Source organism: Streptomyces sp. Y309, from assembly GCF_056712025.1.
Genome location: NZ_CM160048.1, coordinates 1,419,521 through 1,441,023, shown reverse-complemented (window position 1 = coordinate 1,441,023; position 21,503 = coordinate 1,419,521). Strand labels below are relative to the sequence as shown.

The window sequence follows — 21,503 nt, the reverse complement described above, 5'->3', positions numbered from 1 at the left end:
CCGGCCCGCCCGGGTCCCGGCTCCGCCCACCCGCTGAACTCCGAACTCCGAAGGACTCCTTGATGTTCGACTCCGTACGCGACGACATCGCCGCCACCCTCGACGAGATCCGCGCCGCCGGCCTGCACAAGCCCGAGCGCGTCATCGGCACCCCGCAGTCCGCGACGGTCGGCGTCACCGAGGGCGGCCGCCCCGGCGACGTACTGAACTTCTGCGCGAACAACTACCTCGGGCTCGCCGACCACCCCGAGGTGATCGCCGCCGCGCACAAGGCCCTCGACCGGTGGGGCTATGGCATGGCGTCCGTGCGCTTCATCTGCGGCACCCAGGAGGTGCACAAGGAGCTGGAGGCGCGCCTTTCCTCCTTCCTCGGCCAGGAGGACACGATCCTCTACTCCTCCTGCTTCGACGCCAACGGCGGCGTCTTCGAGACGCTGCTCGGCCCCGAGGACGCGGTCATCTCGGACGCGTTGAACCACGCCTCGATCATCGACGGCATCCGCCTGTCCAAGGCCCGCCGCTTCCGCTACGCCAACCGCGACCTCGCCGACCTGGAGAAGCAGCTCAAGGAGGCCACCGAGGGCGGCGCCCGGCGCAAGCTCGTCGTCACCGACGGCGTCTTCTCCATGGACGGGTACGTCGCGCCGCTCGCCGAGATCTGCGACCTCGCCGAGCGGTACGACGCCATGGTCATGGTCGACGACTCGCACGCCGTCGGCTTCGTCGGCTCCGGCGGCCGGGGCACGCCCGAGCTGCACGGCGTCATGGACCGCGTCGACATCATCACCGGCACGCTCGGCAAGGCGCTCGGCGGTGCGTCCGGTGGCTACGTCGCCGCCCGCGCCGAGATCGTCGCACTGCTGCGCCAGCGCTCGCGCCCCTACCTGTTCTCCAACACCCTCGCCCCGGTGATCGCGGCGGCCTCCCTGAAGGTGCTCGACCTGCTGGAGTCGGCCGGGGATCTGCGGGAGCGGCTCGCGGCGAACACCGCGCTGTTCCGGTCCCGGATGGCCGCGGAGGGCTTCGACGTCCTTCCCGGCGACCACGCGATCGCGCCCGTCATGATCGGGGACGCGGCGGTGGCCGGACGCATGGCCGAGCTGCTCCTCGAGCGGGGCGTGTACGTGATCGGCTTCTCGTACCCTGTGGTGCCGCAGGGGCAGGCCCGCATCCGCGTCCAGCTGTCGGCGGCGCACTCCACGGAGGACGTGGACCGGGCGGTGGACGCGTTCGTGTCGGCTCGGGCGGAGCTGGAGGGCGCGGGCGCGTAGGCCCTCGCGGGGAGGCGCCCCAGTCCCACCCCTTCACCGTAACCAGGGGGCTGCCGCCCCCTGGACCCCCGCTATCGCCGCTCCGCGGCTCGTCCTCAAACGCCGGACGGGCTAGAAGGTGCCGGGCTGGGCTGAAATGCCCCGGTGCGGCGAGTATTCAGCCCGTCCGGCGTTTGAGGACGAGGCCCGAAGGGCCGACAAGGGGGAGAGGGGCGTAGCCCCATAAGGGCCCGGGGGCTGGGGCCGCCGCGCCAGGTGAGGGCGGGTGGGTGGGAGAATAACCGCATGATCGAAGCGCGGCGGCTGCACATCCTCCGTGCGGTGGCCGACCACCGCACGGTCACCGCCGCGGCCGCCGCCCTCTACCTCACCCCGTCCGCCGTCTCCCAGCAGCTCACCGCACTGGAGCAGGAGACGGGCCACCGCCTCGTGGAGCGCTCGGCGCGCGGGGTCCGGCTGACCGCCGCCGGCGAGATCCTGCTCGCCCACACCAACGCCGTCCTCGCCCAGCTGGAACGGGCCGAGGCCGAGCTGGCCGCGTACGGCTCCGGCGAGGCGGGCACGGTGACGCTCGCCTCGTTCGCGACCGGCATCGGGCTCGTCGTCGCGCCCGCGCTGACCCGGCTCGCCGAGACCGCGCCGGGGATCCGGGTGCGTGTCCAGGACGCGGAGGGCGACGCGAGCCTGCCGATGGTCCTCGACCGGCAGGTGGACGTGGCGGTGGCCGTCGAGTACCGGGGAGCGCCCGGGGCCGACGACTCCCGGCTCACCCGCGTGCCGCTGTACGCCGAGCCGTTCGAGGCGGTGCTGCCCGCGGGGCACCGGGCCGCCGGGAGCGAGCGGGTGCCGCTGGGCGAGCTCGCCAAGGACCCGTGGATCGGGCCCTTCCCCGGCAACCCCTGCCACGACGTGGTCGTGCTGGCCTGCGAACAGGCCGGGTTCCAGCCGGTCCTGGAGCACACCTCCGACGACTTCCGCGCCGTCGTCGCGCTCGCCTCGGCGGGGGCCGGAGTCGCCCTCGTACCGCGGTCCGCGCTGCGCGGCATGGACGTGGCCGGTGCGGTGGTCCGGCCCGTGGACGGGAACGCGCCCACCCGGCGGGTGTTCGCCGCGGTGCGGACCGGCGCGGAGGCGCATCCGCTCATTTCGCCGGTTCTGGATGCCCTGGGGGATGCGGCCGGATAGGGCGGTCTCCGCGTACGCCGAAACTTCTCGACCATGTATTGACCCTGCCGTCGGCCAGTCATTAGCGTGGCGGACACCGTGCGAGAAAGCGCTTTCTGGATGACGTGAACGATGTCCGCCGACGTTCCGGGGAGTTCACCGTGAGCCAGCGCGTCCTGTCCCCCACTGCCCCGAAGACGACGGCGGGAGTCGCCGAGCGTACGCTGCCAAGCCCGCGCCGGCGCGTCGTCGAGGCGGCCGAGAAGAGCTGGCGGCCGCTCGCCCTGCTGGTCGTCTGCTTCGGCGCCTGGTGGGTGATCGCCGCCGCCGGCTGGGTCGAGTCGTATCTGCTGCCCACGCCCGGCGCCACCCTCGACGTGATCGTCGACAAGCCCGGCTATCTGTGGGAGCACGGCTGGGTCACCACGTACGAGACACTGCTCGGCTTCCTCATCGCCGTCGGCGTCGGCGTCCTCAGCGCGGTCGTGATGGTCGCTTCGTCGACTGTCGAGAAGACCCTGTACCCGATCCTGCTCTTCGCCCAGGTCGTACCGAAGATCGCCATCGCGCCGCTGTTCGTCGTCTGGCTCGGCTTCGGCATCGGCCCGAAGGTCCTCATCGCCGTCCTCATCGCCTTCTTCCCGGTGGTGATCTCGATGGTGACGGGGCTCAAGGCCGTGGACCCGGAGATGCTCCAGCTCTCCGCCACCATGGGCGCCCGGCCCTGGCAGACCTTCCTGAAGATCCGCTTCCCGGCCTCGCTCCCGCACCTGTTCTCCGGCCTGAAGGTCGCCGTCACGCTGGCCGTCACCGGCGCCGTCGTCGGCGAGTTCGTCGGCGCGAACGAAGGCCTCGGCTACGTCATTCTCCAGGCCAACGGCAACCTCGACACCCCGATGCTGTTCGCCGGGCTGCTCGTGATGTCGCTGATCGGCGTCGTCCTCTTCGTCCTGGTGGAGATCGCCGAGAAGCTGCTGCTCCCGTGGCACGCGTCCCGCCGCGACACCGCTGCTACGACGACGCTCTGACACCGCCGCCGCGACGACGTTCTGACACCGCCGCCACGACGGCGCTCCGACACCGTCGCCACGACCACGCTCCGACACCGCGCACGTCCCGTCCCACGCACGCGAGAAGGGCCGACCCCATGCAAGCGCCGCGCAGATTCCGACTCCTTCCCGGTCTCCTCCCGCTGCTCCTGGTCTCCGTCACCGCGACGGCCTGCGGCGACGACGACAAGACGACCGTCAGTGACTCCGGCAAGAAGCTGGACAAGGTGACGCTCACCCTCAACTGGTATCCGTACGGCGAACACGCGCCGTTCTACTACGGCGAGAAGCAGAAGATCTTCGAGAAGCACGGCATCGACCTGGACATCCGCGCCGGGCAGGGCTCGCAGAAGACGGTGCAGGCGACCGGCGCCGGACAGACCGACTTCGGCTGGGCCGACACCCCGGCCGTGCTCGCCGGCGTCGACCAGGGCGTCAAGGTCAAGAGCCTCGGCGTCTATCTGCAGACGACGCCCGCCTCCGTGCAGTTCTTCGGCAGCGAGGACATCGCCGCGCCCGACGACCTCAAGGGCAAGTCCGTCGCGGGCACCGCGGGCGACGCGCTCACCAAGACCTTCCCGATCTTCCTGCAGCAGAACGGCATGGAGTTGTCCGACGTCAAGGTCCAGAACACCGACCCGGCGGGCAAGATCGCCGCGGTGATCTCCGGCCGGACGGACGCCCTCCTCGGCTACGCCAGCGACCAGGGCCCGATCATGCAGAACAAGGCCAAGAAGGACGTCTCGTACCTGCGCTTCTCCGAGCACGGCCTGAACTTCTACTCCAACGGCCTGATCGCGGGCAACAAGACCCTCGCGCGCGGCGACCTGGCCAAGCGCATGACGGCCGCGGTGAGCGAGTCCTGGGCCGCCGCCGAGAAGAACCCGAAGCCCGCGGTCGCCGCCATGCGGGGCGCGTCCGAGCAACTGCCGCCGCAGGACGTGCTGTCGGAGCAGTTCAAGACCACGCTCACGCTGCTGCACACGGACGCCACCCGGGGCAAGGCGCCCGGCGCCAACACCGAGGCCGACTGGAAGCAGACCATCGACGTCTTCGCGGAGGCGGGCATGGTGAAGAGCCCGAAGCCGGTCGCCGAGTACTGGGACGCGGCCAACGGGGTCAAGGGATAACGGGGGCGGGGGATGGGGACCGTGAACGACACCGCACTGAACAAGTCCGACATGTCGTCGAACAAGTCCGGCGTGGCGGCGAACAGGTCGGGCGCGCTGTCCGAAGGAACCGCCGACACCGCGCCCGCCGTCCGCCTCGCCGACGTCGCCGTCCGCTTCCGTACCAAGCGGAAGGACGTGACCGCCCTCAGCGAGGTCTCGCTCGACGTGGCGCGCGGTGAGTTCGTCGCGATCGTCGGGCCGTCGGGATGCGGCAAGTCCACGCTGCTCAAGCTCGTCGCCGGGCTGCTCGCGCCGTCGGCGGGCGAGGTGGCGCTCGGCGGCGAGCCGGTGCGCGGGCCGCGGCGCGACATCGGCTTCGTCTTCCAGCGCGCCGCCCTGCTCGACTGGCGCTCGGCCCGCCGCAACATCCTGCTCCAGGCGGAGATGCGCGGGCTCCCGGCGGCCGGGGCCCGCGCCCGGGCCGACGAGCTGATCCGGATGACGGGCCTCGACGGCTTCGAGGACGCCTATCCGCACGAGCTGTCGGGCGGCATGCAGCAGCGGGTCGCGCTGTGCCGCGCGCTGCTGCACGAGCCGCCCGTCCTGCTCATGGACGAGCCGTTCGGCGCCCTCGACGCGCTCACGCGCGAGCAGATGAACGTGGAGCTGCACCGCATCTGGCGCGAGACCGACACGACGGTCCTGCTGGTCACCCACTCCATCCCGGAGGCCGTCTATCTCGCCGACCGCGTCGTCGTGATGAGCCCGCGCCCGGGCACGGTCACCGAGATCATCGACGTCGGCCTGCCGAGGGAACGGGAGTACGCGGCCACGCTCGGCTCGTCCGAGTTCCGCTCGGCGACGGGGCGGATCCGGGAGCTGCTGGGGGCGGCGGGGGCGCACGACTGAGAGGGCTCATGGTCTCTCTCGTATATGGGATAGCATCCCGAATATGAAACGCGATGATGAAGATGTCGCCCCTGTCGCGCCCGATATCGGCGACGTGGACGCCCGCCTCGCCGCCCGGCTGTCCGGGCTGCGGGCCGAACACGGCTGGTCCCTGGGCGAGTTGGCGGACCGCAGCGGCATCAGCCGGTCGACGCTCTCGCGGGCCGAACGCGGCGAGATCAGCCCGACCGCGTCCCTCCTGAACCGGCTGTGCGCTGTGTACGGACGCACCATGTCCCAGCTCCTGAGCGAGGTCGAGGCCCAGCCCGCGCAGCTCGTGCGCGCCGCCGAGCAGGCCGTGTGGACCGACGGCGCGTCCGGCTTCGTACGGCGGTCCGTCTCGCCGCCGCACACGGGCCTGCGCGGCGAAGTCGTCGAGGGCACGCTGACGCCCGGCGCCGACCTCGCCTACGACCGGCCGCCCGTGCCGGGACTCGAACAGCACATCTGGGTCCTGGAGGGCGAGTTGGAGGTGACGGTGCGCGGCGAGACGCGCGCACTCGCCGCCGGTGACTGCCTGCGGTTCCGGGTGTGGGGCGCGACCCGCTTCCGCTGCGGGGGCGAGCGGGCGGTGCGCTACCTGCTGGTGGTGGTGGCGCCGTGACGACGGTTTCGGCACTGGGCGCCGAACGGCCCACCGGTGACCAACTAGCCGCCCTCGCCGATGAGTTGGGTGAGCTGCTGGTCGACGCGGTGGACGGCGGGGCGTCCGTGGGCTTCCTGGCGGGGCTCGACCGGGAAGCGGCCGCCCGGTGGTGGCGCGGCCGGGCGGCGGACGTCGACGCGGGGCGCGTGGCGACGTGGGCCGTCCGCGAGGCCGGACGCGTCACCGGCACGGTGAGCCTCGCGTACGCCGACAAGCCCAACGCCCGCCACCGCGCGGAGCTGGTGAAGCTCCTGGTCCACCGCGAGGCACGCGGCCGGGGCCTCGGCCGCGCACTGCTCGCCCTCGCCGAGCGGGAGGCGGCACGCGCGGGCGTGACACTGCTGCTCCTGGACACCCAGACGGACAGCCCCGCCGAGTCCCTGTACGAGTCGACGGGCTGGACCCGGCTGGGCGTCGTGCCCGGCCACGCGGCGGACCCGGCGGGCGTGCTGTGCCCGACCACCCTGTTCTACAAGCGGCTCGGCGCGGGCTAGTCACCCGGGCCGTCTCGCACTGGACTTCCCCCGGGTGCGTAACGTTCCGCATGTGCGGGGGCGGGACGAATGGCGACGGGGGAAGGGCCCATGGGCATGCGGGTAGAAGTGCTGGGGCCGGTGCGGGTGTTCGGCGACGACGGCGAACCGGTCGAGGTCGCGGGCGCCCGGCTCCGTATGCTTCTGGCCCGGCTGGCGCTGTCCGTGGGCAAGGCGGTGTCGTCCGACGCGCTCATCGAGGGCATCTGGGGAGCCGACTCACCGGCAGGAAACACGAACACGCTGCACGCGTTGGTGCACCGGCTGCGGCGGGCGCTGCCGGAGCCCGGCGTGGTCGAGTCGCTGACCGTGGGGTACCGGCTCGCTCTGCCGGCCGACCATGTGGACGCGCACCGGTTCGAGGTCCTCGCCGCGCGCGGCAGGCGCGAGCTGATGACGGGCGACGCCGAGCGTGCGGCGGCGACGCTCGGGGACGCGCTCGCGCAGTGGCACGGCGCCGCGTTCGCCGACGTGTCGGCCGCCCCGTTCGCGGAGCCGGCCGGGGTACGCCTGGAGGAACTGCGCTCGGTGGCCCGCGAGGACCGGCTGGACGCGGAACTGCGTCTCGGCCGGCACGCCGAGGCGCTGCCCGACCTGGAGGCGGTGTGCGCGGACCACCCGTTCCGGGAACGCCCGGCCGCGCTGCGGATGCGCGCCCTGTGCGCGGCGGGTCGCCAGTCGGACGCGCTCGCCGCGTACGACGACATCCGGGGCAGGCTCGCCGCCGAACTCGGTGTCGGCCCCTCCGCCGAACTGCGGCACACCCATGTCGCGGTGCTGCGCGGTGAGGTGGACCGACCGGTGCCGCGGACCGAACCCGTACCGGGTCGGCTGCCGGAGCCCTTGACCTCATTCGTCGGCCGGGGCGACGAGCTGAAGCTGCTCGCCGGGCTGATGGACACCGCCCGCCTGGTGACCGTGGTCGGTCCGGGCGGCGTGGGGAAGACCCGCCTCGCCGTGGAGGCGGCTTCCCGGCACCGGGCGTATCGCGACGGCCGGCTGTGGCTGGTCCCGCTGGCCGGGGTCGAGAGCCCGCAAGGGGTGGCCGCGGCGATCCTCGGGGCGATCGGCTCGGGCACCGCCCAGGCCACGGGCGGCGGGCCGGCCGAGCCGCTGGACCGCGTGGCCGAACTGCTCGGCGGGCGCGACGCGGTGGTCGTCCTGGACAACTGCGAGCACGTCGTCGCCGAGGCGGCGCGTACCGCCCGGCACCTGCTTCAGGCGCGGCCGCGGCTGACCGTTCTGGCCACCAGCAGGGAGCCGCTGGAGGTCATGGGCGAGGCCCTGTGCCGCATCGGCCCGCTCCGCGTCCCGGCGGGTGGCGCGGAGCTCGCCACCGTGGCCGGGGCGCCCGCCGTACGGCTGTTCCTGGACCGCGCGACGGCCGTCCGGCCCGGCTTCGCGCTCGACGCGACCAGCGCCGACGCGGTCGTGGACGTCGTACGCGGACTGGACGGCCTGCCGCTCGCCCTGGAACTGGCGGCCGCGCGGCTGCGCTCGATGACCATCGGCCAGGTAGCCCGGCGGCTCGACGACCGCTTCCGGCTGCTGTCCACGGGCAATCGGGAGGCGGGGCCCCGACAGCGCACCCTGCGCGCGGTGTTCGAGTGGAGCTGGGACCTGCTGACCGAGGGGGAGCGGGTCCTCGCGCGGCGTCTCGCGGTCTTCCCCGCCGCGAGTGGTGCCGACGCGATCGAGAGGGTCTGCGCCGACGAGCGGCTCCTGGCGGCTGGAGACGTCATCTACGTCCTCGGCTCACTCGTCGACAAGTCGCTCGTGGAGCAGAGCGGCGAGGGCTATCGGATGCTGGAGAGCATCCGGGCCTTCGCCGCCGACGAGCTCGCGCGGGCGGGTGAACGGGAGGCAGTCCGGGCTCGGTTCATCCGCGGCTTCGCGGCGCTGGCCGCCGAGCACGATCCGCTGCTGCGGTCCCACGCACAGGTGTCGTCGCTGCCGCTCCTCGAAGTCGAGTACGACAACCTCGTGTTCGCGCTGCGGTCCGCGCTCGACGACCGGGACGCGGACGCTGTGACACAGCTGCTCGGCCTCCTGTTCCCGTATTGGATCGGGGTGCGCTACGACACCCGTATGGAGTCGTTCGTGGCCGAGGCACTCGCGCTCGGCGACGAGCTCCCCGCCGCGGCCCGGGCCGCGTTCGCCGCGATCGACGCGCTGATGGGTGACAGCGCTCCGACCACCGACCCCGAAAGGGTGCGAGCCCTGATCGCCGACTGCGTGGACACCGGTGCCATGGAGCGGTATCCGCTGCTGCTGACGATCACGCACATCGCACACCGGATGGGCCTCGACGATCTGGTCGAAGCCGAGATGGCCCGGGTGCGCAGCCGCCCGGACCCCTGGCCCCGGGCGCAGATGTCGCTCCTCGAGGCAGAGAGGGCCGGAAGCCGCGGTGAGTGGGCGGCGTACACCCGCATAGCCGCCCGCGCCGCCCGCGAGTTCACCGAGATCGGCGATCGGCGGTGGGCGTGGGTGTCGCTGGTCGCGGTGGCCCGGGCCCACGCCGTCAGAGGTGAGCACGACACGGCGATTGCTGCGCTGCGCCGGGGCTTGGGACTGATCGCGGGACTCGGCATGCAGGACGAGGTCTGGGGCCTGATGGAGCTGGCCACGGAGCGGACGCGCGCCGGTGACCCGCACGGCGGCGCGCGCGACGCCGAGGCGGCCGAGCAGGTGATGAGGCTGCGGGGCCAGTGGTTCATGGCGCTCGTGGCGATGCGGAGCCGCGCCGAGATCCATCGCCGCTCGGGCGACCTCGAACGGGCCGAGCGGATGCTGGACCGGATGGAAGAGATCGCTCAAGGGCAGCGGCGCTCGGACTGGGAGAAGTGGCTCGCGCCGACCCACATGGCTCTCAGCCTGACGGCTGGGGACGCCGCACGGGCTCGCGAACTGCTGCCCGCGACCATCGCGGGGGCCCAGGCCCTCGGCGACCCTGCCCCGGCCGCGCAGCAACTGGCCCAGCTGCGCTTCCTCGAAGGCGACCCGGTCGGCGCGGCGACCGCGCTCGGCATGAGCGAGGCCCTGCGCGGGGCCTTCGACGAGGGCGACCCGGAGTTGCGGGACCTGGTCGCCGCACTCACCCGGCACCTCGGCCGGCCCGCCTACGACGCGGCGTACCGCGCGGGCGCCCACCTGTCCCGGACCGATGCCTTCGCTCGCCTGGACGCCCTGCGTGACCCGCCCTGACACTCCTCCCCGCCGCGTGTCAGCGGCCTATAAGACGGCTGTCATCGTCGACGCGCACCTTTGGGGCGACCAGTAGACCGGGAACCGTCCGGCCGGTGACGCCGGGCGGTTCCGTTGTGAAAGGAATCGACTTGGCGGACTTCGCAACCCCCAGACGCGACAAGGTGTGCGAGATCCTGGACTGGGCGGTGAGCGAAGGCGGTGCCCCCAGCGTCGCCGTCCAGATCCAGGACAGCGACGGCACATGGTTCGACTGCGCCGGCCTGGCCGACGCCACGGCGGGAGCCGTGCGGGTGCCGGGCGAGCACCTGCACACCGGCAGCGTCTCCCAGGCGTACACCGCCGCCACCGTGCTGCGGTTGGCCGCCGAGGGCCGGCTGAGCGTCGACGACACGGTGGAGCAGTGGCTGCCGGGCGTGATGGCCGAGAACGGCCACGACGGTTCCAAGGTCACCATCCGGCACCTGCTGTCCCACACCAGCGGCCTGTTCTCCACGGACATGGCTCTGGAGGTGCAGCGCCGCTACGCCGTCCGCTCCGCGCTTCTCGAGCACCGCTTCGACGTGTGGCAGCCCGAGGAGGTGCTGAGGGTCGCCCTGTCAGAGCCTCCGGTCTCCCAGCCGGGGGAGGCGTTCTGGTACTCCAACGGCGGCTTCGCGTTCGCCGCCGCGATCGTGGAGGCGGTCACCGGCAACAGCTTCGAGTCCGAGGTCGACCGGGCCGTCGTCCGCCCGCTCGGCCTGACCGGCACCTTCGTGCGCAACCGCGCGGAGACCGGGTACCGGGGTCGCCACCCCCGCGTGTACTCGAAGCTGTTCCTCAAGGAAGGCGCACGCCCCGAGGAGGTCACGCCGGACAACTGGCCCTCCCTGCTGGAGGACCCGAAGCTCCCGCCCCTGGACACCACCGAGGTCAACATGTCGGTCGCGTGGGGCGCGGCCAACGTCGTGGCGTCGCTGGACGAGCTGATCGTGTTCTTCAACGCGCTGATCACCGGCAGTCTGCTCCCGGGGGCCCAGCACCAGGAGATGTGGACCACGGTGTCCACCGAGGGCGCCCACTGGCTCACCAACACCCGCCACGGCCTCGGCGTCTACGAACTGACGCTGTCCGACGGCCGGAAGCTGCGCGGCGCGACCGGCCAGAGCATGGGCACCAATACCCTCGTCCTCGGCACTCCCGACGGCCGGCACACCCTCGCCGCACACGTCGCCAACGACTACTCCGCCTTTCCCGTCTTCGACAAGCTTCTGGAGGCCGAGTTCGGGGCGAGGGGTTTCGGACTGGACCGCTGACCTGACCCTGCCCGGGTCCTTGAAGGATCAATACCGCAGCGCCGCCAGATACCGATAACTGTTCCGCGCCGTGGCGAACGGATCCGCGGGGCTGTCGTGTTCGACCAGCCACTGCCGTACCCCGCCCTCGCGGGCGTGGTCGAACATCGCCGCGAAGTCCAGCGTCCCCGACCCCACGTCGGCGAAGCCCCCGTCCGCGGCCATGTCCTTGACGTGCAGTGCCGGGAACCGCCGCGGGTGCCGTACGAAGTAACTCCCCGGATCCGCGGCGCCCTTCACGGCCCAGTACACGTCCAGCTCGAAGCCGACGAGCTCCGGGTCGGTCTCCGTGACGAGGATGTCGTACAGGTTCACGCCGTCGACCACGGCGTGGTCCGAGCCGTGGTTGTGGAACAGGAGCCTGCCGAGGCCCGCCTCGCGCGAGGCCTCCCCGATGCGGTTGAACTCCCGTGCCGCCTCCCGGAATCCGGCGGGCGAGTGCAGCGCGCCCGGCAGGCTCGGCACGACGGGCCAGGCCGCGCCCAGCGTGTGCAGGTCGTCCAGTGCCCGGCCGAGGCCCGGGCCGCGCAGGATGTCGTACGCGACGTGCTCCAGGACCGCCGTGAGCCGGGCGGCGTCCAGCATCCGCCGGATGTCGGCGGCGGTGTGGCCGTGCCGCCCGCTGACGCCCACGGTCGCGTAGCCGATCGCGGCCAGCTCCTCCAAGGTGCCCGCGAAGTCCTGCGCGAGGGCGGTGCGCATGGTGTAGAGGTGCATGCCGATGCCGCCGCGCGGGATGCGCCGGCAGGGACGTCGGCGCCCCTCCGCGGCCCGCGCGGGCAACCCTGTGCCGAGCGCTGCCGCGACACCCAGCGACGTACCGAGAAATGCCCGTCTGGTCGTCCTCATGGCCGTCCTCCCTTCGCGGGCGGCCGCACGGTGATGCCGACCGAGCCGGTCGTCGTGTCGCCCTTGTCGTCCGTGACGGTCAGCCGCGCCGTGTACGCGCCCGCGCGCGGGTAGGTGTGTTCCGCGGTCGGTCCTTCCGGGGTGCCGGGCTTGGAGTTGTCCCCGAAGTCCCAGTGGTACGAGGCGACTTCGCGCCCGTCGAGCAGCTCCGGCTTGCCGGTGAGGCGGACGGTGAGCGGGGGCGCTCCACTGTCCGGAGCGGCCGTCACCGTCACGCGCGCGTGCGGCGGCTTCTGCGTGCCCGGCCCGTTGAAGTGCAGCCAGTCGACGGTGAGCAGGTCGGGCTTGCCCTCGGCCCACTGCGGGTTGGTGAAGACGGCGTACAGCTTGAGGGTGCCGTCGTGCCGGGCCAGCTTCGTCGTGGGGGAGACGAAGTTGCCCCAGTCGCCGGTGTTCGGCACCGTCACCTTGCCGAGCAGCTTGCCGGTCGGCGAGCCCGCCCGGAACTCGATGTCGCCGCCGAGCCCGCCCGACGCCGCGCCGACCGTCACCGAGTTCACGCCCTTCAGGTGCACCGGGTCGAAGGCGACCCAGTCGCCGTGCTCGATCTCGATGAGCCGTTTGCCGCCGGAGGCGTCCGGGCGGCTGCCCGTGACCGCGCCCTCATGGGCGCCGCCGGTGGCCGTGCGGTGCTCCGCCTCCCGCAGCGAGGTCCGCAGCGTCAGCGCGTCGGAGCCGGTGAGCGCGGGCACGCCCGGCGTGCCCTTGTCCGTGTACTGGGCGGTGATGCCGTAGTACAGGTTCTGGCCGGGACCGTGGCTGTCGCCGGTGTCCGTGACGATCTCGCCCGTGCAGCCGGTGTAGTTGTCCAGTGGATGGAGATGCGCGTCGTGGCCGAGCTGGGACTGCACGACGACCTTGGAACAGTCGATCCGCCGGTCCTCGGGGTCGGTGACCTTCACCGTGAACGGAATCGTGTCCCCGAAGCTGAACATCCCGCCGTCCGGGGGCTGTTGGAGCGTCACGGTCGGCCGGGTGTTGCCGACGGTGATCTCCCGCACGGCGAGCCCCGTCAGATCGCCCGGTCCGGTGACCTTCAGGCGCGCGGTGAACTGGCCCTTCTTCGTGTACGTGTGCCGGGGGTTCGCCGCCGTCGAGTCGGTGCTGCCGTCTCCGTCGAAGTCCCACGCGTACGTGACCGGCTTGCCGTCCGGCAGCCCCGAGCCCTCGCTGGAGAACGACACGGTGAGCGGCGCGCCGCCGTTGTCGGGCGTGGCGCTCGCCCGCGCCTCCGGCAGCCGCTTGTCCGCCACATAGTCGATGCGGTAGATGCCCGCGCCTTCGTTGCTGCCGCCGCGGCCCGTGCCGCTGCCGAGCCCGAAGTCGATCACGTACATCGCCCCGTCGGGCCCGAAGTCGGCGTCGAAGGGCTGGTTCCACTTCATGTCGGAGAAGATGCCGTTGATCGATTGCAGCTCGCCCGCCTGCACGGGCGGGAACCGCGGATCCGTGAACTCCTGGTCCTTCGCTTGCGTGGAGAAGACCTTGAACCACTGCCGCGTCAGCTCGTACGTGAACCACTTGCCCTCGAAGTACTCGGGGAACTTGGTCCGGTACGGGTTGTCGGCGTCGTAGTCGTAGACCGGGCCGCTCATCGGGCCGCCCCCGCCGGCGCCGAGTTCCGGGAAGCGCTCGGAGGCGGAGTAGGCGTACCAGACGTCGGCGCCCTTGGCGGGCGGCAGGTCCCGCAGCCCCGTGTTGTTCGGCGAGTCGTTGACGAGCTTGCCGCAGTCGAACTTCGCGCCGGGCTTCTGCGCCGCGAAGTCGTAGTCGTTGAAGGGGGTGTTGTCGCCGGTGCAGTACGGCCAGCCGTAGTTCCCGGCTTTGGTGATCCGGTTGAACTCGACCGTGCCTTCCGGGCCCCGGTCGGGCACGGCCTGCCGCGCGTCCGGGCCGTAGTCGGCGACGAGGAGCGCGCCGCTCACCGGGTCCGTGGTGATCCGGAAGGGGTTGCGCAGGCCCATCGCGTACACCTCGGGGCGCGTCTTGTCCGTGCCGGGCGCGAAGAGATTGCCGTCCGGGATCGCATACGTCCCGTCGTCCTTCGGCGTGATCCGCAGGATCTTGCCGCGCAGGTCGTTCGTGTTGCCCGAGGTGCCCTGCGCGTCCCAGGCGCGGCGGCCCTCGCGCTCGTCGATGGGCGTGAAGCCGTCCGACGCGAACGGGTCGGTGTTGTCGCCCGTCGCGACGTACAGGTCGCCCTTCTTGTCGAAGGCGATCGAGCCCGCCATATGCGAGTTGGCCCGCCCCTCGCCGCGCAGCGTCGGAATGGTCAGGAGCCGCTTCTCGGAGGCCGGGTCGACCTTGCCGCCCGCCTCGGTGAACCGCGATAGGTTGAGGCGCTTCTCGGTCTTGTCCGAATGCAGCAGATACAGCCGGTGGTTGGCCTCGAAGCCCGGGTCGAGGGCGAGCCCGAGCAGGCCGTCGGACTGGCTCGTCATGTCCGGCGTGTACGCGAAGTCCAGCGCCGTCGTGACCTTCATCGTCTCCTGGTCGATCACCTTCAGCTTGCCGGTGCGCTGGATGAAGAACACCCGCCGGTCCGGCGCGACCGCCAGCTCGAACGGGTCGGCGAGATCGCTGGTGACCAGCGGCGTCCGCTGGAACGCGCCGGTCTTCGTGGCCGTGCAGTCGCCCGCCTTCGCGCCGGCCGCCCACTGGATGCCGCCGAGCAGATGCTTCAGGAAGCCCTGCTCCGCGAAGGCCGACACCGCGTGCCCGCCCGCCGTGTACCAGGAGCGGCCGCCGTCGTAGTTCTGGCACCACGACCACGGGTGGTCGACGCCCTCGTCGAGCCCGGTGACGCCGTCACGCACCTTGATCTGCGCGAGCGTGTGCACCTTCCCGGTCGGATTGGCGCGCCAGTTGTACCACTCCTCCGTACGCTCCCACAGCTCGGGCAGGCCCTTCGTGGACGGGTGCGCCTGGTCCAGGACCTTGATCCGGCCGGTCTGCACCTCCGGGTGCTTGTCGAAGATCGCGCCGACGAGCCCCTCGTACCAGCCCCAGTCGCGCTCGCTCGCCGACGCCGCGTGCAGGCCCACCCAGCCGCCGCCCCCGCGGACGTACTTCTGCAGCGCCGCGCGCTGCGCGGCGTCGAGCAGGTCGCCCTTCTCCGGCGTCGAGTTGGTGTTGTTGAAGACGATGGCCTGGAAGCGGCCGAGGTTGGCATCCGTGAAGGCCGCCGCGTCGTCGGTGGCCTCCACCTCGAAGCCGTTCTCGGCGCCCAGCTTCTTGATCGCCTCGATGCCCGCGGGGATGGACTCGTGCGGGTAGTTCGTGACCTTGGAGAAGACAAGGACACGGAAGGCCGCGGCGGCCTCCGCGCGCGGCGGCGAGGCCAGGCCGAGGCCGACGAGGAGGGCGAGCAGGGCCGTGACGGCGATGCACGGCGAGAGAAGTCTTCGCGTGGAACTCATGGCGCTCCCTGGGCTTGGACGGCTGCCGGTCGCCGGGTATGCGGTGAGTCGCTCGTGCGCGATGTGGTGCTTTGCGGTGCTTTGTGGTGCGACGGGGTGCGCCGTGTGCGGCGGGGCCGCAGGATGGAAAGCGCTTACTCCGTAGGGCTGTTCAGCGTAGATTCTGCTTCGGGAGAGGGTCAATGGGTCGGAAGTGCCCCGAACGAGGCGGGATTGGCGAGGCGGGATTGACGTTCCGCGTGCGGGGGAGGGTGTGCCGGGAGAGTCGAGCCCCGTCGCCCATGCAGAGGAGCCCTCCCATGCAGGACCACGACCACGCGGCAGGCGCGCAGGTCACGTACACCGCGGGACTGCTGACCGCGCCGGACGGCGTGCCCGTCGCGACGTACACCTGGCTGCCCGCGAGCGGCAGGCCGCGGGCCTTCGTGCAGATCGCGCACGGTGCCGCCGAACACGGCCTGCGCTACGACCGTTTCGCGCGCCACCTGACCGCGCAGGGGTACGGCGTGGTCGCCTCCGACCACCGCGGCCATGGCGCCACCGCGCAGTCCACGGGCGGCTACGGCGTCACGGACACAGCGGGCCCGGACCCGGGCCCGGACAGCGGCGCCGACGCCTGGCGGGCGATCGTCGACGACCTGAAGGCCATCGGCGACCAGGTCCGCGCGCTGCACCCCGACGTGCCGGTGGTCCTGCTCGGCCACAGCCTCGGCTCGATGCTCGCCCGGGACTACGCCCAGGAGTACCCGGACTCCCTCGCGGGCCTGATCCTGTCCGGCACGTTCCGCTCGCTGCCCGGAGCCGAGACGGACGGCGCGCTCGCCCGGCTCGGCGAGGAGATCGCCAAGGGCGGCCGCGCGGCCCCGTCGTCCTTCGTCGCGGAACTCTTCGCCGCCTTCAACGACCCCTATCCGCACCGCACCGGCTTCGAGTGGCTGTCGCGCGACGAGGCGGAAGTGGACGCGTACGTCGCCGACGAGCGCTGCGGTTTCCCGTTCTCGGCGGGCCTCTCGCTGGACTGGGTGCGCGCCGTCCGCAAGATCAACGACCCCAGGAACCTGGCCCGGATCCCCGCCGACCTGCCCGTGCACGTGGCCGTCGGCACCCAGGACCCCTGCAACCAGGGGATGACGCTCGTGTACGAACTCCTGGAGGACTTCCGGTACGCGGGCGTGACGGACCTGACCTGGCGGGGCTACGAGGGCGCGCGCCACGAGATCCTGAACGAGACGAACCGCGACGTGGTGCAGCGGGACCTTGCGGGGTGGTTGGACGCGCGCATTCCGTGAGGTGGTGTGCGGCGGACCGGGGCGGGAGCGGCCCGTTCGTCCCGGGGCGGCCCGGCGGGCGATTGTCAGTCGGCTTGGCTACGGTTCTGGCCATGGTCAACGCCGACGACGTACGCCGCACCGCCCTCGCCCTGCCGGACACCACGGAGAAGATCGCCTGGAGCATGCCGACCTTCCGGGTCGCGGGGAAGATGTTCGCCACGCTGCCCGAGGACGAGACGTCCATCGCCGTGCGCTGCCCGAAGCTGGAGCGGGACGAGCTGGTGCTCGCCGAGCCGGACAAGTTCTGGATCGCGGACCACGAGGCGGGCTTCGCCTGGGTGCGGGTGCGGCTCAAGGCCGTCGACCAGGACGAGCTGGCCGACATCCTCGCCGACTCCTGGCGCCAGGCCGCGCCCACCCGACTCCTGGACGCCCACCCGGAGTTGGGGGTTCCGGCACCGGAGTGACGGGGCGCGGCGGGGGGAGGGGTGGCGGGGGTGCGGGGCCGTCGCGGGCGCGGTCGCGTGGCTGGTTCCGGGCGGCGCGTAAATCCGGCTGAGCGTGGCCGGATCGCGTGGCATGATCCTGCGGTCGTGCCGTCGGCGCAGTGCCGTCGGCGGTCAGCGGAGGGGCGGGTGTGCCAGGGGTGTCGTCCGGGGGGTCGGGGGGTTCGGAGGGCTCAGGGGGCATAGGGGATTCAGAGGCCTCAGGGGGATCGGGGGTTTCGGAGAGCTCAGGGAGTTCAGGGGAGGGCTCAAGGGGTTCGGGGGAGGGCTTTGCTGCGGGTCCGGCTGAACCGGGGCGTGCCGCAGGGGGCCTCTGGTCGCGGGACTTCGGGCTCTTCTTCGTGGCGCGGGCCGTCGCCAAGCTCGGCGACACCATGCTGCCCGTCGCGCTGGCCGCCGGAATGCTGCGGCACGGGTACGGCGCGGGGGCCGTCGGGCTCGCGATGGCCGCGACCGCCGCCTGCTTCGCTTCACTCGTCGTCTTCGGCGGCGTCTTCGCCGACCGGTTCAGCACCCGCCTGCTGATGATCGGCGCCGATGCCGTGCGGCTCGGCACGCAGGCGCTCGCGGCCGTCTTCTTCTTCACCGGTCACGTGGTGCTGTGGGAGATCTGCGTGATCGGCGCGGTCAACGGCGCCGCGGCCGCGGTCTTCCAGCCGGGCGTCGCCAGCACCGTGCCCCGGCTCGCCGCGGACGTGCAGAAGGCCAACGGCGTCATCCGGATCGCCGAGTCCGGCGCCCAGCTCGCGGGCCCCGCCGTCGCGGGCGTACTCGTCGGCCTCGCCTCGCCCGGCGCTGTCTTCGCCGCGCACGCCGGGACGTACGCGCTGAGCGCGCTGTGTCTGCTGCTGCTCCGGCTGCCGCCCGCCGTGCCCGGCAGCCGTGCGCCGAGCCTCGGCTTCAAGGCCGATCTCGTCGTCGGCTGGCGGGAGTTCCGTGCCCGCACCTGGCTGTGGGGCGTCATAGCCATCTGGTGCGTTCTGATGATCACGGTCAGCGGCCCCACCACGCCCTTGGTGGCCGTCACCGTCGTCGAACAGCACGGCTCGGGCGCGTACGGCCTCGTCAACTCCGCACTCGGTGCCGGCACCGTCGTCGGTGGTGTCGTCGCCCTGCGGCTTCGGCCCCGGCGGATGCTGCGCGCCGGGGCGCTCGCCCTCATCGGCTTCGCCGCGTTTCCGGCGTCTGTGGGTGCGCAGCTCGGTGTGGGGCTGATGGTGGTGGGCGCGGTGGTTGCGGGGGCGGGGACTTCGTTCTGGGCGGTGATGTGGGCGACGAGTGTGCAGACGCAGGTGCCGGCGGATGTGCTCAACCGCATTCACGCGTACGACGTCGCGGGGTCGCTGGCGATGTTGCCCGTCGGGCAGGCGTTGGCGGGGCCTGCGGCTGCCTTCTTCGGCGCGGAGCGTGTGCTGTTGATGGGCGGCGTGATGACGCTTGTCGTGTGCGGGGCGTTGTTGTCGGTGGGGGCGATACGAGGGCTTGTGCGGGTGGAGGCGGGGCCTCGCGGGTGCGCCCCAGTCCCGCCCCTTCCCGAAACTGGGGCTCCGCCCCAGACCCCGCTCCTCAAACGCCGGAGGGGCTAGATTTCCCGCCCGAAGGGCGAAAAGGGCGGGCGGGTGGGGGAAAGCCCGTCCGGCGATTGAGGGCGAGCGCGCAGCGCGATCGGCGGCGGCCCAGTCCCACCCGCCCGGGACACCCACCCCAGCCGGGGTCCAGGGAGCGGCAACCCCCTGGCTACGGGAGAAACCCCGCAATGCGCTCGCGCAGCGAACCCGCGTCCAGGCCGTGCGCCCGCACATGCTCCTCGAGGCGGCCGTAACGGCGCAGCTCGCGGCGGCCCACGCCCAGGCCGAGCACCCGGTGCGGGACATCCACGAGGGCGTCGTTCGCGGCGCCCGTCGACGTACCGGCGAGATACGGCTCGACCAGCACGACGTCCGCCGGGCCGCCCGCCACGGCCGCCCGCAGCGCCGCCGCGTCGAACGGCCGCACCGTCGTCGCGTACAGCACCGTCACGTCAAGACCCTCCGTGGCGGCGAGGACCTGGTCGAGCAGCGGCCCCACGGCGACCACGACCCCGCGCCGCCCCTCCCGCACGGTCAGGAAGCGCGCGCCGTCCACCGGCATCGGCGCCGCGTTGGCCTGCACGGACAGGCGTACGTACGCCTTGTCCGAGGCGTCGGTGCCGGGGCCCACCGCGTGCCGCAGCAGCGTCTCGGCCTCGTCGGGGTGTCCCGGCACGTGCACGCTCCAGCCGTCCAGCGTGTCGAGGAGCGCGACGTCGCCCGGCGCCATGTGCGTGAAGCCGCCCTCCGGCCAGTCGAACGACGCCGCCGCGCTGACCAGCACGCCGCCCATGTCCTGATGCCCGAAGTCCAGCTTGATCTGCTCGAAGGGCCGCTCCACCAGGAAGCTGGCGAAGGTGTGCACGACGGGCCGCAGCCCCGCCAGCGCGAGCCCGGCGCCCGCACCGACGAGCAACTGCTCCCTGATGCCGACATTGATGACCCGGTCAGGATGTGTCCGCATCACCTCCTTGAAGGCGTCCTTGCCGATCTCGGCGAGCACGACGGCGACGCGCGGATCCTCGTCGAGGAGCCGCGCCATGACGGGGGCAAAACGGTCACGCATGGTGTCCATGGGGAAGTCGTCCTTCCGGGAGAGGGGGAGGGGAGCCGGGGGGGGGGGGAGAGGCTGCTCAGGCGGACTTGGGCTCGCCCGCGAACTCCTTGGGCTCGACGCGCGCCACGACCACGTGTGGCCGCCCGGGGTGCGGTGCCGTGAAGGCCGCGTACAGCGCCTCGTGATCGCGGCCGTCGACGGTGAGCGCGGACCAGCCCGCCGCCTCGAAGCGGGCGGCGATGCCGCCGGGCCGGGCGTGGCTGGCCGACGCGTTGTCGATCACCAGGGTGTGCAGACGCTCGAGACCGGCCGGTCCGGCGAAGGCGATCGCCTCGTGGTTGCTGCCCTCGTCCAGCTCGGCGTCCCCGACGAGCACCCACACGCGCGGCTCGGTGAGGCCACGGGCGCGCAGGCCGAGGGCCGTGCCGACCGCCAGGGGCAGGCCGTGCCCGAGCGAGCCGCTGCCGATCTCGGCGCCCGGGACCAGGACGCGGTCCGGGTGGTGCCCGAGCGGGGAGTCGTACGCCCCGAAGCCCTCCAGCCAGTCGACCGGCAGGAAGCCTTTGGCCGCGAGCACGGCGTAGTACGCCATCGGCCCGTGCCCCTTGGACAGCAGGAACCGGTCGCGCCCCGGATCGTCCGCGCGGGCGGGTGTGACCCTGAGCACGCGGTCGTAGAGCACCCACAGCGCGTCCAGCGTGGACGTCGCCGCGGGGCCGTGCTTCTCGTCGCCCGTCATCAGGCCCATGAGGCGGGGCAGGTCCGCGTACGTGAAGGTGTGCTCCGTTGTCGTCGTCATGCCGACGAGCGTGCAACCTCAAGTGTGCTTGAGGTCAAGCGGCGGAAAGGCGTGAGCGATCACGGTCCGGAGTGCGGTATTGTTTCGGTGCGCGTTCGGCCAGGGGAAACCCCAGGTCAGCGGGCACCGGGACGTGGCGCAGCTTGGTAGCGCACTTGACTGGGGGTCAAGGGGTCGCAGGTTCAAATCCTGTCGTCCCGACATTTCGAAGGGTCTTCGCAGGTCAGAGCCTGTGAGGGCCCTTCTGTCGTTCTCCGGTCGATCACTCCGAGGTTGAGCACGCCGCTCACCGACACCTTGACAGGGGCAAGGACCGGAACCGTTCCCGTGTTCACTGCGGTTCGCTCGATGAAGGAGTGATCCCGGCCCCGCTCCCGTTCGAGAACGGGCCCTGTGAGCAGACCACTCCAGTCCCGCCGGCGGGACAGGAGTCCGTCATGCGGGTCCGCAGACATCGCCGCGTCGGACGCCGCCGCGTCGCCCGCCCCATCCCGCGGCGACCGGTAGAGAACGCCTTGATCGGGGTTGGCGCCGTCTGTCATGGTCGCTGCTCATCGTCTCCGCCTGCCCCAGTCCACCGCAGGCGCGGGGGAAGTAACCGACCCTGCCCATCCACCGGATAGGAGTGCGGTTCTCCGTGTCAATTTCTACCTATAAATTAGGACACTTACCCCCAGATCGGCCACGCATCTCTCAGCGTGCCGGTGACA

Annotated in this window: 17 protein-coding genes and 1 tRNA gene; 13 read left to right on the top strand and 5 right to left on the bottom strand. The window is 72.1% G+C overall.

What is annotated here, in order from left to right; genetic code table 11:
- The first annotated feature begins 62 nt into the window (after window positions 1–62).
- The 9 genes from AC0KTA_RS04975 (at window position 63) to AC0KTA_RS04935 (ending at window position 11,225) form a co-directional block, all read left to right on the top strand.
- Window positions 63–1,271, top strand: coding sequence for a glycine C-acetyltransferase (locus AC0KTA_RS04975; RefSeq protein ID WP_481053871.1), 1,209 nt, complete (start codon window positions 63–65; stop codon window positions 1,269–1,271).
- Window positions 1,272–1,556: 285 nt separating this feature from the next.
- Entirely contained in the window at window positions 1,557–2,456 is a 900-nt protein-coding gene (locus tag AC0KTA_RS04970; RefSeq protein ID WP_481053870.1) for a LysR family transcriptional regulator, read from the top strand.
- A 140-nt stretch (window positions 2,457–2,596) separates the two neighbouring features.
- Complete coding sequence (locus AC0KTA_RS04965) at window positions 2,597–3,463, top strand: ABC transporter permease (protein ID WP_481053869.1); 867 nt, start codon at window positions 2,597–2,599, stop codon at window positions 3,461–3,463.
- A gap of 119 nt (window positions 3,464–3,582) precedes the next feature.
- Window positions 3,583–4,614, top strand: coding sequence for an ABC transporter substrate-binding protein (locus tag AC0KTA_RS04960; RefSeq protein WP_481053868.1), 1,032 nt, complete (start codon window positions 3,583–3,585; stop codon window positions 4,612–4,614).
- Between the two features lie 51 nt (window positions 4,615–4,665).
- Entirely contained in the window at window positions 4,666–5,505 is an 840-nt protein-coding gene (locus AC0KTA_RS04955; protein ID WP_481056308.1) for an ABC transporter ATP-binding protein, read from the top strand.
- Between the two features lie 43 nt (window positions 5,506–5,548).
- On the top strand, window positions 5,549–6,148 hold the full coding sequence (locus AC0KTA_RS04950; RefSeq protein WP_481053867.1) for a helix-turn-helix domain-containing protein: 600 nt from the start codon (window positions 5,549–5,551) through the stop codon (window positions 6,146–6,148).
- Window positions 6,145–6,684, top strand: coding sequence for an N-acetyltransferase family protein (locus tag AC0KTA_RS04945; protein ID WP_481053866.1), 540 nt, complete (start codon window positions 6,145–6,147; stop codon window positions 6,682–6,684). Before AC0KTA_RS04950 ends, AC0KTA_RS04945 begins: the two co-directional genes overlap by 4 nt.
- Window positions 6,685–6,774: 90 nt before the next feature.
- Window positions 6,775–9,930, top strand: coding sequence for an AfsR/SARP family transcriptional regulator (locus AC0KTA_RS04940; RefSeq protein WP_481053865.1), 3,156 nt, complete (start codon window positions 6,775–6,777; stop codon window positions 9,928–9,930).
- Between the two features lie 131 nt (window positions 9,931–10,061).
- The gene (locus tag AC0KTA_RS04935; protein ID WP_481053864.1) at window positions 10,062–11,225 is read left to right on the top strand and encodes a serine hydrolase domain-containing protein; all 1,164 of its coding nucleotides are present in this window, start codon (window positions 10,062–10,064) and stop codon (window positions 11,223–11,225) included.
- Between the two features lie 27 nt (window positions 11,226–11,252).
- Here the strand turns inward: AC0KTA_RS04935 and AC0KTA_RS04930 are convergent, their stop codons facing one another.
- A complete protein-coding gene (locus tag AC0KTA_RS04930; protein WP_481053863.1) occupies window positions 11,253–12,113 on the bottom strand; it encodes a sugar phosphate isomerase/epimerase family protein in 861 nt (286 codons plus the stop codon).
- A complete protein-coding gene (locus tag AC0KTA_RS04925) occupies window positions 12,110–15,592 on the bottom strand; it encodes a ThuA domain-containing protein (RefSeq protein WP_481053862.1) in 3,483 nt (1,160 codons plus the stop codon). Before AC0KTA_RS04925 ends, AC0KTA_RS04930 begins: the two co-directional genes overlap by 4 nt.
- A 299-nt stretch (window positions 15,593–15,891) precedes the next feature.
- Here AC0KTA_RS04925 and AC0KTA_RS04920 point away from each other — a divergent pair, with 299 nt between their 5' ends.
- From AC0KTA_RS04920 to AC0KTA_RS04910, 3 genes are all read left to right on the top strand, one after another.
- The gene (locus tag AC0KTA_RS04920; protein ID WP_481053861.1) at window positions 15,892–16,881 is read left to right on the top strand and encodes an alpha/beta fold hydrolase; all 990 of its coding nucleotides are present in this window, start codon (window positions 15,892–15,894) and stop codon (window positions 16,879–16,881) included.
- Window positions 16,882–16,973: 92 nt separating this feature from the next.
- On the top strand, window positions 16,974–17,330 hold the full coding sequence (locus AC0KTA_RS04915; RefSeq protein ID WP_481053860.1) for an MmcQ/YjbR family DNA-binding protein: 357 nt from the start codon (window positions 16,974–16,976) through the stop codon (window positions 17,328–17,330).
- Window positions 17,331–17,710: 380 nt separating this feature from the next.
- A complete protein-coding gene (locus AC0KTA_RS04910; RefSeq protein WP_481053859.1) occupies window positions 17,711–18,955 on the top strand; it encodes an MFS transporter in 1,245 nt (414 codons plus the stop codon).
- 151 nt (window positions 18,956–19,106) lie between these two features.
- On the opposite strand, the gene AC0KTA_RS04905 is transcribed toward AC0KTA_RS04910, so the two are convergent.
- Together AC0KTA_RS04905 and AC0KTA_RS04900 are read right to left on the bottom strand one after the other, a co-directional pair.
- A complete protein-coding gene (locus AC0KTA_RS04905) occupies window positions 19,107–20,012 on the bottom strand; it encodes a transketolase family protein (protein ID WP_481053858.1) in 906 nt (301 codons plus the stop codon).
- A gap of 58 nt (window positions 20,013–20,070) precedes the next feature.
- Window positions 20,071–20,793, bottom strand: coding sequence for a transketolase (locus tag AC0KTA_RS04900; protein WP_481053857.1), 723 nt, complete (start codon window positions 20,791–20,793; stop codon window positions 20,071–20,073).
- 127 nt (window positions 20,794–20,920) lie between these two features.
- Here AC0KTA_RS04900 and AC0KTA_RS04895 point away from each other — a divergent pair.
- Window positions 20,921–20,994: transfer RNA gene (locus AC0KTA_RS04895), tRNA-Pro, on the top strand.
- On the opposite strand, the gene AC0KTA_RS04890 is transcribed toward AC0KTA_RS04895, so the two are convergent.
- A complete protein-coding gene (locus AC0KTA_RS04890) occupies window positions 20,976–21,335 on the bottom strand; it encodes a hypothetical protein (RefSeq protein ID WP_481053856.1) in 360 nt (119 codons plus the stop codon). The genes AC0KTA_RS04895 and AC0KTA_RS04890 overlap by 19 nt on opposite strands.
- Window positions 21,336–21,503 lie beyond the last annotated feature (168 nt).

What these genes read in the sequence shown, in the direction of transcription:
- AC0KTA_RS04960 (WP_481053868.1), top strand. Translation starts at nt 3,583, where the DNA reads ATGCAAGCGCCGCGCAGATTCCGACTCCTTCCCGGTCTCCTCCCGCTG.
- AC0KTA_RS04890 (WP_481053856.1), bottom strand. Translation starts at nt 21,335, where the DNA reads ATGACAGACGGCGCCAACCCCGATCAAGGCGTTCTCTACCGGTCGCCG.
- AC0KTA_RS04955 (WP_481056308.1), top strand. Translation starts at nt 4,666, where the DNA reads ATGTCGTCGAACAAGTCCGGCGTGGCGGCGAACAGGTCGGGCGCGCTG.
- AC0KTA_RS04940 (WP_481053865.1), top strand. Translation starts at nt 6,775, where the DNA reads ATGGGCATGCGGGTAGAAGTGCTGGGGCCGGTGCGGGTGTTCGGCGAC.
- AC0KTA_RS04900 (WP_481053857.1), bottom strand. Translation starts at nt 20,793, where the DNA reads ATGACGACGACAACGGAGCACACCTTCACGTACGCGGACCTGCCCCGC.
- AC0KTA_RS04970 (WP_481053870.1), top strand. Translation starts at nt 1,557, where the DNA reads ATGATCGAAGCGCGGCGGCTGCACATCCTCCGTGCGGTGGCCGACCAC.
- AC0KTA_RS04950 (WP_481053867.1), top strand. Translation starts at nt 5,549, where the DNA reads ATGAAACGCGATGATGAAGATGTCGCCCCTGTCGCGCCCGATATCGGC.
- AC0KTA_RS04915 (WP_481053860.1), top strand. Translation starts at nt 16,974, where the DNA reads ATGGTCAACGCCGACGACGTACGCCGCACCGCCCTCGCCCTGCCGGAC.
- AC0KTA_RS04975 (WP_481053871.1), top strand. Translation starts at nt 63, where the DNA reads ATGTTCGACTCCGTACGCGACGACATCGCCGCCACCCTCGACGAGATC.
- AC0KTA_RS04925 (WP_481053862.1), bottom strand. Translation starts at nt 15,592, where the DNA reads ATGAGTTCCACGCGAAGACTTCTCTCGCCGTGCATCGCCGTCACGGCC.
- AC0KTA_RS04905 (WP_481053858.1), bottom strand. Translation starts at nt 20,012, where the DNA reads ATGGACACCATGCGTGACCGTTTTGCCCCCGTCATGGCGCGGCTCCTC.
- AC0KTA_RS04920 (WP_481053861.1), top strand. Translation starts at nt 15,892, where the DNA reads ATGCAGGACCACGACCACGCGGCAGGCGCGCAGGTCACGTACACCGCG.
- AC0KTA_RS04930 (WP_481053863.1), bottom strand. Translation starts at nt 12,113, where the DNA reads ATGAGGACGACCAGACGGGCATTTCTCGGTACGTCGCTGGGTGTCGCG.